Genomic DNA, 11,452 nt, shown 5'->3' with positions numbered 1-11,452 from the left:
CCGTCATCCCCCCCAGGGTTTTCATGTAGAGCAGGGATGGGATGTGGTAGAGGCGACTGTTGCGGCGCATGCCGCCTGCGATCGCCATGGCGCTGTCGGCAGCGTCGCCTCCCCAGAGCACCACGGTGTCAAAGTCGGACTCATGCAGGAAGTCGAAGGCTGTGTAGCTGGTGAAGGCTCCAACCACTTCGGCACCCGCGGCCTCCAGGCAGTTTGACAGCCCGAGGAACTGGGGGGTGGGATCGCCCACGGCCAGAAGACGCAGCGGAGCCAGGCTGGTCTCAGGATCCTCCAGCACGACCCCCATCAGTCCGAAGGTTTCCTGGCGGAGCCGATACTCTTCTTCGGCCACGCAGGTCCGGACAAGGCTCTCCAGCCGCATGGCCACCTGGGCGGGATAGACAGGATCCGCAAGTCGCAGGTCGAAAGCCTCCGAGGGCTTTGCGCCACTTCCGCCGCCGATGGCCAGCACGGGGATCCGGCGGGGCGCGGCAAGCAGCCTGAGCCTCCGGGCCAAGGCCTCGGCCTCTTCGATCCCGTCGGAGAGGTCGATGACAACGGCCTGGACACCCAGGTCCTGCAGTGCCGCCTCGGCGGCGTAGGGGCCCCTGGCCGTGACGGTGCGCCAGCCGAGCTGGTCCATACCTTCAGAAAGGGGGCCCGCCATCTCGTCTGTCCGGGCCGCAATCAGGAGGCGAGCCTGAGGCACCATTCTAACTGGCTCCGAAATTGCCAGGCGACACGCTGCTGCCCGTGGCGATAGATAGTGTTGAATCGGGCGTTCTGGACAGTCCGTTTTAAGGGAGCGGGTATTGGCTGGAGCGCTGGCGGGACAGACCGCGATCATCACCGGCGCTTCAGGCGGGCTGGGTGGTCATTTCGCGCGCCTTCTGGCTGCCGAGGGCGCGGCCGTCGCCCTGACGGCCCGGCGGCTCGACAGGATCGAAACCCTTGCGGGCGAGATCGCCGGAGCCGGCGGTCGGGCCATGGCCCTTAGGCTTGACGTCGCCGATGCGGAGACGATCCCTGCTGCCTTCGGAGAGATCGAAACGGCCCTGGGACCGGTTTCGATCCTGATCAATAACGCCGGCGTTGGTGGTGAGGGGCAGGCCCTGGATCTTACCGTCGAGACCTGGAACCAGACCTTCGACGTCAACGTCCGGGGCGTCTTCTTCGCCGCCCAGGCCGCGGCGAGGATTATGCTGGCCAACGGCACCGCCGAGCGCGCCGATGCGCGCATCGTCAACATCGCGTCCATCGCCAGCCACACTGTGCTTCCTGGTCTCTCGGCCTACAACGCCTCGAAGGCCTCGATCGCCATGCTGACCCGGAGCCTGGCGCGGGAATGGACCCGCAAGGGGATCGCCGTGAACGCCCTCTGCCCGGGCTATATAGAGACGGATATCAACGGTTTCTGGTGGGGAACTGAAGGCGGACAGAAGCAAATGAAGCTGTTCCCACGCCGACGCCTCATGGAGGCGAGCGACCTCGACGCGGCTTTCATGATGCTGTGCGGTCCGGCGGCCCGGGCGATTGCGGGCAGCGTCATCACAATCGATGATGGCCAGACCCTGCCCGGGGGCGGCTGACCTTGCCAGGCCTGGCCTAACCGGGGCAGGTTTGAATTCTAATCCGAGGGAGACAGACATGCGCCAGGGACCCCTGACCGGCCTCAAGATCATCGAATTCGCGGGCATCGGGCCTGGCCCCTTCTGCGGCATGCTCCTTTCGGACCTTGGCGCGGACGTGGTCAGGATCGACCGCAAGGGCCAGGGCCGGGGAAGTCCTGCGGACATTACCGCCCGGGGGCGACGTTCCGTGGGGCTGGACCTGAAGAACCCCGGCGCCATTGAGACCTGCCTCAAGCTCTTCGAGACCGCAGACGTCGTCTTCGAAGGCTTCCGCCCCGGGGTCATGGAGCGGCTCGGCCTGGGTCCCGACCTGGCCCTGAAGCGTAACCCGAAACTGGTCTACGGCCGGATGACAGGCTGGGGCCAGTTCGGTCCCTATTCCCAGGCGGCCGGACACGACATGAACTACATCGCCATCACCGGGGCGCTCCACGCCATCGGTACTGAGGACAAGCCCGTCCCGCCGCTCAATCTGGTGGGCGATTTCGGCGGCGGGGCCCTCTACCTGGCCTTCGGCATACTGGCCGGGGTGATCAAGGCGCGGGAGACCGGCGAGGGCCAGGTCATCGACTGCGCCATGAGTGATGGGGCGGCCTCCCTGATGTCCATGTTCTACGGGTTCAAGGCCTCTGGTGCCTGGACGGAGAGCCGGAGATCCAACCTGCTCGACGGCGGGGCGCACTTCTACGACACCTATAAGTGTTCTGACGGAAAGTGGATTTCCATCGGCTCTATCGAGCCTCAATTCTACGCGCTTCTGCTTGAAAAGACGGGGATTTCTGACCCTGCCTTCAAGTCTCAGATGGACCGCAGCGCCTGGCCGGACCTGAGGGTCAAACTGGCGGCCGTGATCGCAACCCGGACGCAGGCGGAATGGTGCGACCTCATGGAGGCTACCGACGTCTGCTTCGCTCCGGTCCTCGATCTGGATGAGGCGCCAAGGCATTCCCACAATGTCGCCCGCCAGACCTTCGTGGAAGTGGCCGGGGTGACGCAGCCGGCGCCGGCGCCCAGGTTCTCGAAGACCCCGGGCGTTATCCAGGGCCCGCCCCCAGCCATCGGTGCCCATGACCGGGAGGCCCTGAAGGACTGGGGCTTCTCCGACGCGGATATTGACGGACTGAAGGCTGGTGGCGCGCTGAACGGGTAGTTTGGGACCCGGGCGCGGCCATGGGCGGTGTCGTCTGGCGCAGCCTGCAGAGGCTGTGGGGCAGGGACATGATGCTGTTCGCTGGCGGCGTCTCATTCTTCGTGATGCTGGCAGTCTTTCCCGGGCTCATGCTCCTGGTCGGTCTCTATGGTCTTGTCTCGACCCCCGAGGCCGCGGCGCTGCAGGCTGAGCGGGTGGCGGGCCTGCTGCCCTCGGGCGCCCGGGAACTGCTCTTGGTTGAGCTCAATCGCCTGGTCCAGGCACCGATCCGCACGCTCTCTGCCCAAAGCGGGGCCGCCCTCCTGGTGGCGATATATGCCGCCCACAAGGGCTTCAAGGCCCTGATGGCGGGCCTGTCCTTCGTTCACGACGAGGATGCGCCGCATGGCCTGGTGCGCTTCAACCTGCTCGCCCTCGGGCTCCTGGTGGCGGCCTTCGTCCTCCTGCCCGTGCTTTCGTTGGCCTTCCTGGGCCTGCAGGTCGCGGGTACTGTCCTTGGCCTTCGCCTCCTTGGGATCGTGGGTCCCTGGATGACGGCCCTCGGTGGCCTGTTGCTCGCCCTCAGCGTGATCTACCGATACGCCATGTCCAGCCGCCCGGTGCTTTGGAGGGCGTCCCTGGCCGGGGCCGTGGCGGCGGTGATCCTGACCCTGGCGGCCAGTTGGGCGGCCGCCCTCTACGTACAGTCGAGTCAGGGACTGGGGGCGGCCTATGGCTCCGTGACCGCTGTCGTCATTCTGTTGATCTGGCTGTCCTGGTCGGTCCAGGCGGTCTTCCTGGGCGGTGCCCTGGCCACCGAGGTCGAGCGCCACATCGAGGGCGTTCCGCCTCAGGCCTGAGCCCGCCGTACCCGGAAGGTGAGCACGCCTGCGGCTTCAGACGCCTCGAGCAACTCGGCACCCGCTTCCCGGACAAAGTGCGGGACATCGATCCGGGCCATGGGGTCATCGGCGATCAACCTGACGACCTGATCCCCGGCGCCTTCGAGGGCGCGCCGGAGCCGAAGCGTCGGAACGGGGCAATGATGCCCCCGGGCGTCCACCAGCACCTCGTCGCCCGCCTCGGTCACGGGCGAGGCGCGAAGATATCCCCGAGCCGGTCCGGCGCACCGGGGATACGCTCGAGCCGGGGATAGCGAAGGCCGCCGGTCCAGGGCACCGAAACCGTCCGGAACCGGTCCTCGGACCTGACCAGAAGTTCGACGCGCCCGGTGGTCTTGGCCTCAGTCACGGCTGTCTTCAGGACATCCGCGGACCAGGTGCGACCGTTGACCGCGACCAGGCGATTGCCCGTGGCCAGGCCCGCCCGAAAAGCGGGACCGTCCCAGAGGACGTTAGCCAGGTCTCCATCGCGACTGATCACAAGCCCAAGGGAATAGGTCAGGTCGGTGATCTTGCGGTCGGCCTCCTCGGCCGTGAAGTAGGCGGTGGCCTTGTCGGTGTAGACAAGCCGCCAGCCGCCTCGGGCGAGCCCATCGAGGGGGGGCGGGGTTCCGGCGTCCTCAATGCGGGCCCGCAGGAATCCCGACCAGTCCATGGGAACCAGGCGGTTGAGGGCGGCAACGACGTCGTCGAACCGGTAGGTGAGGACTCCCCAGTCACCGTCATTCAAGCCGAAGAAGCTTCGCGCGAAGTCATCCAGGGACACCTTGCCCCCGCTCTTCTCCCGCAGAAGGGTGTCGACGTCGAGCCAGACCAATTGGCCCTCAGAGTAGTAATCTTCTGACCTTTGCCAGCTGCCCCAGGGAAGGGGCCGCCTTTGGGCGATGATCGGATCGTTGGTCGTGTCGGCCACAGACCGCCAGGTCCGACCGATCCGGTTCTGGTAGACCGCCGCAGTGATGGCCAGGGCGTCCAGGGCGTCCTGACGGCTGACCAACCCGGACCTCGCGGCGAGGACATTCCCCCAATACTGGGTCTGACCCTCGTAAACCCACAGCAGGCTGTCCCGCATGGGCGTGTTGAAGGTGGGCGTCCAGAGGTCGGCTGGGCGTCGGTACTTGCCGTTCCAGGAGTGGGTGTACTCGTGGGGGAGTAGGTCGCGCTCAGGCGCGGACTTGTCCCAGCCCGTAAAGTACGAAGGCGAGACGGCGTTCTCGCTGGATCTGTGATGTTCAAGGCCAATGCCGCCCATCTCGTCGGTCAGGGCCAGCAGGAACTCGTATCGCTCATAGTGACGGGCACCGTACAGGCGATCCGCCTGGACGATCAGGTTCCGGTGGATTTTGAGCTGCTCGTCCGTCATCTCAAGGCTGGCGGGCTCGTCAGCCACCAGGTTCAGGATTACCGGGGACCGACCGCCTGGATCGAGGTCCACCCGCTTGTACCAGCGGCCGGCGAACATGGGAGAGTCCACCAGGGTCTCGAAGCTGACGGGCTTGAAGGTCACCAGGCCGTCCCGGTTCGAGGCGGTATCGAGGGCGACGCCGTAGCTCCAGCCGGCCGGGAGGCGGATGCTGGCCTCGATGGGAATCCTGCGGGTGAACCAGCCCGCCGGGTAGAGGGCCATGCTGTTCCACTGCACGTTCATCATGGCCGGGGTCATCACCATCCGGCCCTGGCCGGTGGTATTGGCGGAAACAAACTGGAACTCGACCTCCAGGGACCGGGCTCCGGCAGGGGGGTCGACATGGAAGGCGGCGATCTCGACAGGGTCCCGCTGCCAGGCCAGCTTGCGGCCGTCCGCGGTGATGACGAGGCCGGTGAAGTGCTCGACCTGGGCCGAGGGCGCGTGCTTTCCGGGCAACCAGCGGGGATAGAGCAGGGTGACCGGCCCTGGCCCCACGATGGGAATGGACTGCTTCACCCGGAAGATGCGGTGCTCGAGGTCGGTTGCGTCAACCTGGAGCTTCAGGGTTCCCGGAAAGGCCTCGTCCCTCGGCGCTGCCAGGGGCGGTGGCAGGGGCTCCGGTTGGGGCTCCGAACGCTGTCCTGGCGCGGCCAAGGCGGAGGAGGCGAGGAGAAGCAGGGCCAGGACTGCGCCTGGCCCCGCAAGACGTTGCTTCATGTCAGCCCGCGTCCGAAAGCTTCAGGGTGTCCCTCAGCTCGCGCTTGAGGAACTTGCCACTGGCATTCCGGGGCAGGGCGTCCTCCTGGATCCAGATGTACCTGGGAGTCTTGTGCTTGGCGGCGATCGTCGCGCAGTGCGCACGCAGTTCGTCCGGGGTGACGGAATGTCCGGGTCGAAGGACCAGGGCAACCCCAACTTCCTCGCCCAGACGTTCGTCCGGCACGCCAAAGACCGAGCACTCGGCCACGGCGGGATGCCTGTAGAGGATGGCCTCCACCTCAGCGCAGTAGATGTTCTCGCCGCCCCGCAGCACCATGTCCTTCTTCCGGTCCACGATGTAGATGAAGCCGTCGTCGTCCATGCGGGCGATGTCGCCCGTGTGCAGCCAGCCGTCGGTGATGCTCTCCGCGGTCGCCTCGGGGCGGTTGATGTAGCCCTTGATTACCGGAGAACCGCGGACCCAAAGCTCACCCACCTGGCCCGGGGCCACGGTGTTTCCGTCGTCGTCCACGCACCGGGCCTCGAAGGCCGGCATGGCCGGGCCGGCGCTGTCGGGACGGTCCACGAAGAAGTCCGCCGCGATGGCCGTGATGATCCCGCAGGTCTCAGTCATGCCGTAGCCAGTGTTTGGCCGGGCGGTCTTCACCTGGGAGTCGATCTTCTGGACCAGGTCGGGAGGCACCTGGGCACCGCCGCCGCCGAGGCTCAATAGGCTCGAGGTGTCGCGGGTCGCAAAGTCCGGGTGGGTGATGACCTCCCGGGCCATGGTGGGCACACCGCTCATGGATGTGACCTTCTCGGCCTCGATGATCCGCAGGGCCTCACCCGCGTCCCACTTGTACATCAGCACCATGGTGCCACCCGCCGCCGTCGTGGCGTAGGCACCGCAGTTGTTGGCGGTCACGTGGAAGAGCGGCGTGGTCAGCAGGGAGACCGGAACCGGCGCAGGGGCATTGGGGTCCGGAACCACCCCGGTGCCGCGCTGGGTCGCCAGGGCCTGGGCCTGACCCGAGAACATCATGTTGAAGAGGTTGGCGACGCAGCCCCGATGGGTCAGCTGGGCACCCTTCGGGAAGCCAGTGGTGCCCGAGGTGTAGAAAATGCAGGCGTCATCATCCGGATCGATCTCCGCCGCGGGCAGGTCGCCGCCGGTGGCGATGACATCCGACCAGGGAACATAGCCTTCTGTAGCCGGGGCTCGCACGGCGACGAGGGTCATGCCCGCGACCATTTCCGGCCGCTCGGCGATCCGGGCTATACGCTCAGGGTCGACGAAGGCGATCTTGGGCTGGGCATCGTTGAACCCATAGGACATCTCTTCAGCGGTCCACCAGGCGTTCATGCCGACTACCGTGATCCCGGTGGAGACGCAGGCCCAGTAGATCAGCATCCACTCCGGGAAGTTACGCATGCCGATCGCGACGCGGTCGCCCCGCTTGACGCCCCGGGCGGCCAGCCAGTTGGCGACGCTGGCGACCAAAAGGTGGGCCTCGCCGTAGGTGACACGTTCGCCTTCGTAGACGATGTAGGTCCGATCCGCGAAAACGGTGGTGGAGAGCCAGACGGCGCGGACGTTGGGTGGTGCGTTCTTGTAGACCCTCAGCGGAGCGCCGCGGACCTCCTGCACCGTGAGTTCAAAGGGCGCGCCCGGCGCGGTCAGTTCGTTCCAGGCCGTCTTCAATTCCTGATAATGCAACTCGTCTCTCCTCCCAGGGGCCGTGCCGTGAAACCGGCCTTCATCCCTTCACTATCCATATGGCGCACCGACCGGGAAAAGGGAACTGTCGGAAGTGCGTGGGCAGTCTGGCGCGGTGCCCCTTGGTCCTCGCGTTACAGGGCGTTAAGGGGGCGGATCAGGAGACCCCGCCATGACCCGCCTCGACCGCAAGGACGCCAGCCCCGCCACCCGCGCCGCCCTCGAGGCCGCCCGAGCGAGCCTGCCCCCGGAAGATGGCGAAGACTTCCGCCTGGCCCGGCGCGGCTTCATCGCCACAATCCCCGACGCTGACATCCCCGGCGCCTGGAGCTTGAAGCCCTATGCCTTCCTGGAGGACGAGACGCCTGCGGCTACCGTCCATCCGGGCCTCTGGCGGCAGGCGCGCCTTAACGGCATCCACGGCCTCTTCGAGGTGACGCCGGGAGTCTACCAGGTCCGGGGCTTCGACATCTCGACGGTCACCTTCATCGAGGGCGAGACCGGCTACATCGTCATCGATCCCCTGACCTCGGCCCAGCCGGCACGGACCGCCCTGGAGCTTATGCGGGCGCATCGGGGCGAGCGCCCCGTGAGCGCGGTCATCTACACCCACAGCCACGTGGACCATTACGGCGGGATCCTGGGCGTGGCCTCCACTGAAGAGATCGCAGCGGGACTGCCGATCATCGCTCCTGAGGGCTTCCTCAAGGAGGCGGTCAGCGAGAACGTCCTGGCCGGCAACGCCATGAGCCGACGGGCGACTTACATGTATGGGGCCCTGCTCCAGAAGGACGCCAAGGGCCATGTGGACTCCGGCCTGGGCAAGGGCGTTTCCGGTGGCCGGGTCGCCCTGGTGCCGCCCACCATCTCGATCTCGCGGACGGGCGAGCGGCTGGAGGTGGACGGGATCGAAATCGTCTTCCAGGTGACCCCCGACGCCGAGGCACCCGCCGAGATGAACTTCTACTTCCCGAAGTTCCGCGCCCTTTGCATGGCCGAGAACTGCACCTGCCACCTGCACAACATCTACACGCCCCGGGGCGCCCAGGTCCGCGACGCCAAGTCCTGGAGCGGCTACATTAACGAAGCCAGAGACCTGTTCGGCCGGGAAGCCGAGGTCATGTTCGCCAGCCACCACTGGCCACGCTGGGGTGGGGCGGAGATCGACGTCTTCCTGCGCAAGCAGCGCGATCTCTACAAGTTCATCCATGACCAGACCCTGCGCATGGCCAACCACGGGATGAACGCGCCTGAGATCGCTGAGGTCCTGCGCCTGCCGCCGACCCTGGCCTCGGAGTGGTACACCCGAGGCTTCTACGGGACGGTCAGCCACAACGCCAAGGCGGTCTACCAGCGCTACCTTGGCTGGTTCGACGGCAATCCAGCCCACCTCAACCCCCACCCGCCAGTCGAGACCGGGAAACGCTATGTGAGCGTCATGGGCGGCGCGGAGGTGGTCATGGCCGAAGCCCGCAGGGCCCAGGCGGAAGGCGACTACCGCTGGGGCGCCCAGGTGCTGAACCACCTGGTCTTCGCCGATCCGGACAATGAAGAGGCCCGCGCCCTGCAGGCAGACCTCCTTGAACAGATGGGCTACCAGTCCGAGTCCGGGCCGTGGCGGGACTTCTACCTGATGGGGGCCCAGGAGCTGCGGACCCCGATCCCGGCCTCTGCAACCCCCCGGCAGGCGGCGCCGGGCCAGTTGCGGAACCTGCCGGCAGAAAGCCTGCTGGACAGCCTGTCCGTCCGCCTCAATGGCGAGGCTGCAGGCGCCCTGGATCTGGAACTGACCGTGCGCTTCACGGGCGGGGAGGGGGTTTTTACCCTGAAGGTCGAGAACGCCGTCCTGCACCATCGTGCGGGGGACGGCGCTCCTGAGGTCGCCCTCAGCCGCGACCAGCTGATCGACCTGGTCCTCGGCGCGGCCGAGCTCAAGGACGTCGCGGCGGGTCAGCCGGGCGAAGCCCCTCTGGCCTCCCTGTTGTCCGTGCTGGACCGGTTCGACCTCTGGTTCGGGATCGTGACGCCCTGAGCCGGTTTCGATCCGATAACCGGCTCCCACTTATCGGAACTGGATCCGGGTTTCAGATCCGCCGCTCGCGGCCTTCCCACCAGGGCTCGCGCAGCTTGCGCTTGAAGATCTTGCCGGAATCCTCCCGGGGCAGGGCGGCGCTGAACTGCACCTCCCGGGGAACCTTGAAACCGGCCAGCTGTCCGCGGATCCAGAGCTTCACCTCCTGCGGGTCGATCTCCTGGCCATCCTGGGGCTGGACCACCGCGCAGAGAGCCTCGCCGTACTCATCGTCGGGAATGCCGAAGACGGCGCAGTCGGCCACGCCGGGCATCTTCAGCAGGATGGCCTCGATCTCGGCAGGATAGATATTGACCCCGCCGCTGATCACCATGTCCGAGCTACGGTCACACAGGTGCAGGAAGCCGTCGGCGTCGAAATAGCCAATGTCCCCCGGTGAGATCAGGCCGAACTTTTCCGCCCGCCGGCGCTTGGCGTCATCCCCGTGGTAGGTGAAGTCCACTGACCCGAGGTTTCGACCCAGCACCTCTCCAGGCACGCCGACCGGACAGTCGTTCCCCTCCGCGTCGACCACGCGCACGATAGTATTGGGCATGGGCTTGCCGACCGTCCCCGGGTGGGCCAGCCACTCCTCTGTCGTGCAGAAGGTGACATTCCCCATCTCGGTGGAGCCGTAGTACTCGTTGATGACCGGGCCCCACCAGTCGATCATCTCGCGCTTCACCGGCGGCGAGACCGGGGCGGCGGCATGGGCCACGAACCGGAGCGATGACAGGTCATACCGGTCCCGAACCGCCTGCGGCAGCTTGACCAGTCGGTTGAACATGATGGGCGCCATGTTTAGGTGGGTGATCCGCTTTTCCTGGATCAGGCCCAGCAGGGCCTCCGGATCGAACCGCGGCATCACCACCACGTTCGCCCCGATATTCACCGAGACGTTGGCGTGGGCGTTGGGGGCGGCATGGTAGATGGGCCCGACCACAGCGGTGACGATCTCCTGCGGACGGTCCATCCAGTCGGCATAGCCGTAGGAGCGCAGGAGCATGGCCGTGCGAGCCTGGGCCTGTTCGTCGCTCGCCACCCCGCGCTTGACGCCCTTTGGCCGCCCCGTGGTCCCTGAGGTGTAAATGATGGTGCTGGGTGCCTGGCGGGCCTCGCCAGACCAGGGCGCGAAGCCCTCAAGCCAGGCCCCCCATTCCCGGTCTCCGGGTGCGATGGCGCCAGCCTCAGGCGGCAGGCCATAGGCTGCAGTAATCTCGGGGGGCGTGCGGACGCTGATGACCCGGACGCCTTCGGGGATTGCCGGCCGCAGGCTTGCCAGGAGGTCGGCGTGGATGACCAGAACCTGGGCACCACAATCCGTCAGGACATAGTCTGCCTCGTCCAGGGTGCAGTGCCAGTTCACGGCCACCGGGAAGGCGCCCAAGATCCCCGCCGCCTGACCGACCTCGAAGAAGGCGACGTCGTTGCGGAGGCAGAAGGCGAGGGCGTCGCCCTCGCGTACCCCCAGGCTCTCCAGGCCCGTCGCAGCCTTCAGGGCGCGTTCGCGGATGGCCTCCGCCGAGGTCTCGCGATCTCCGCACCAAAGCTTTCCCATGTCGTTTTCTCCCGTTCCGGGGATGCAAACACGAGCCTGGCCCAATGGAAAGTGCGGGGAGGGCTTGCCGAAGGCTGAGGATGGACGGCAGGGACCCCGTCATGTCACTTTGGAGACCTGCGAGGCACTGCCTCGAGGCACCCCTGACCCTCCTTGAGAAACAACCCATGCCCGACCGGATTACCTCGCCCTTTGGCACCTTCAGCACCGCTCGTGAGGTCGTTGCAGGCAGGGACCTCACCGGCCGGACCGCCATGGTCACCGGGGCGGCCACCGGGATTGGGATCGAGACGGCCCGCGCCCTGGCCGAGGCTGGGGCGGAGGTCATCATCGCGGC

The 11,452-nt window shown here is 66.6% G+C and carries 9 protein-coding genes and 1 pseudogene; 5 read left to right on the top strand and 5 right to left on the bottom strand.

Going from position 1 to position 11,452, the window contains the following annotated elements:
- Positions 1 to 712 (bottom strand): annotated as a pseudogene (locus WCJ52_RS07985) (GGDEF domain-containing protein); the annotation flags it as partial.
- A 100-nt stretch (positions 713 to 812) separates the two neighbouring features.
- On the opposite strand from WCJ52_RS07985, the gene WCJ52_RS07980 reads away from it, so the two are divergent.
- The 3 genes from WCJ52_RS07980 to WCJ52_RS07970 are packed head-to-tail and all read left to right on the top strand — an operon-like array spanning position 813 to position 3,620.
- Entirely contained in the window at positions 813 to 1,589 is a 777-nt protein-coding gene (locus WCJ52_RS07980) for an SDR family NAD(P)-dependent oxidoreductase (RefSeq protein ID WP_336902776.1), read from the top strand.
- 58 nt (positions 1,590 to 1,647) lie between these two features.
- Positions 1,648 to 2,781, top strand: a complete 1,134-nt coding sequence (locus WCJ52_RS07975; protein ID WP_336902775.1) for a CaiB/BaiF CoA-transferase family protein — start codon at positions 1,648 to 1,650, stop codon at positions 2,779 to 2,781.
- A gap of 20 nt (positions 2,782 to 2,801) precedes the next feature.
- The gene (locus tag WCJ52_RS07970; RefSeq protein ID WP_336902774.1) at positions 2,802 to 3,620 is read left to right on the top strand and encodes a YihY/virulence factor BrkB family protein; all 819 of its coding nucleotides are present in this window, start codon (positions 2,802 to 2,804) and stop codon (positions 3,618 to 3,620) included.
- On the opposite strand, the gene WCJ52_RS07965 is transcribed toward WCJ52_RS07970, so the two are convergent.
- Genes WCJ52_RS07965 through WCJ52_RS07955 form a run of 3 tightly spaced genes read right to left on the bottom strand, consistent with a single transcriptional unit; the run spans position 3,611 to position 7,486 of the window.
- A complete protein-coding gene (locus WCJ52_RS07965) occupies positions 3,611 to 3,850 on the bottom strand; it encodes a sulfurtransferase TusA family protein (protein ID WP_336902773.1) in 240 nt (79 codons plus the stop codon). The two genes, WCJ52_RS07970 and WCJ52_RS07965, sit on opposite strands and share 10 nt — an antisense overlap.
- Positions 3,847 to 5,787: a peptidase M61 gene (locus WCJ52_RS07960; protein ID WP_336902772.1), complete on the bottom strand. Its 1,941-nt coding sequence runs from the start codon at positions 5,785 to 5,787 to the stop codon at positions 3,847 to 3,849. Before WCJ52_RS07960 ends, WCJ52_RS07965 begins: the two co-directional genes overlap by 4 nt.
- Before the next feature lies 1 nt (position 5,788).
- Positions 5,789 to 7,486: a class I adenylate-forming enzyme family protein gene (locus WCJ52_RS07955; RefSeq protein WP_336902771.1), complete on the bottom strand. Its 1,698-nt coding sequence runs from the start codon at positions 7,484 to 7,486 to the stop codon at positions 5,789 to 5,791.
- Positions 7,487 to 7,658: 172 nt separating this feature from the next.
- Between WCJ52_RS07955 and WCJ52_RS07950 the strand changes: the two genes are divergently transcribed.
- A complete protein-coding gene (locus WCJ52_RS07950) occupies positions 7,659 to 9,518 on the top strand; it encodes an alkyl sulfatase dimerization domain-containing protein (protein ID WP_336902770.1) in 1,860 nt (619 codons plus the stop codon).
- A gap of 52 nt (positions 9,519 to 9,570) precedes the next feature.
- Here the strand turns inward: WCJ52_RS07950 and WCJ52_RS07945 are convergent, their stop codons facing one another.
- Positions 9,571 to 11,115, bottom strand: coding sequence for an acyl-CoA synthetase (locus tag WCJ52_RS07945; RefSeq protein WP_336902769.1), 1,545 nt, complete (start codon positions 11,113 to 11,115; stop codon positions 9,571 to 9,573).
- 167 nt (positions 11,116 to 11,282) lie between these two features.
- Here WCJ52_RS07945 and WCJ52_RS07940 point away from each other — a divergent pair.
- Positions 11,283 to 11,452 (top strand): SDR family NAD(P)-dependent oxidoreductase (locus tag WCJ52_RS07940; protein WP_336902777.1); only part of this gene is annotated, 170 nt, incomplete at its 3' end.

The sequence above is a fragment of the Phenylobacterium sp. genome, from assembly GCF_037138395.1.
GTDB lineage: Bacteria > Pseudomonadota > Alphaproteobacteria > Caulobacterales > Caulobacteraceae > Phenylobacterium.
Note: the sequence above shows the minus strand (reverse complement) of the source record. Positions and strands in the feature narration are given on the sequence as shown.

Coding starts and splice junctions, on each gene's coding strand:
- WCJ52_RS07970 (WP_336902774.1), top strand. CDS start 2,802: ATGGGCGGTGTCGTCTGGCGCAGCCTGCAGAGGCTGTGGGGCAGGGAC.
- WCJ52_RS07975 (WP_336902775.1), top strand. CDS start 1,648: ATGCGCCAGGGACCCCTGACCGGCCTCAAGATCATCGAATTCGCGGGC.
- WCJ52_RS07950 (WP_336902770.1), top strand. CDS start 7,659: ATGACCCGCCTCGACCGCAAGGACGCCAGCCCCGCCACCCGCGCCGCC.
- WCJ52_RS07945 (WP_336902769.1), bottom strand. CDS start 11,115: ATGGGAAAGCTTTGGTGCGGAGATCGCGAGACCTCGGCGGAGGCCATC.
- WCJ52_RS07960 (WP_336902772.1), bottom strand. CDS start 5,787: ATGAAGCAACGTCTTGCGGGGCCAGGCGCAGTCCTGGCCCTGCTTCTC.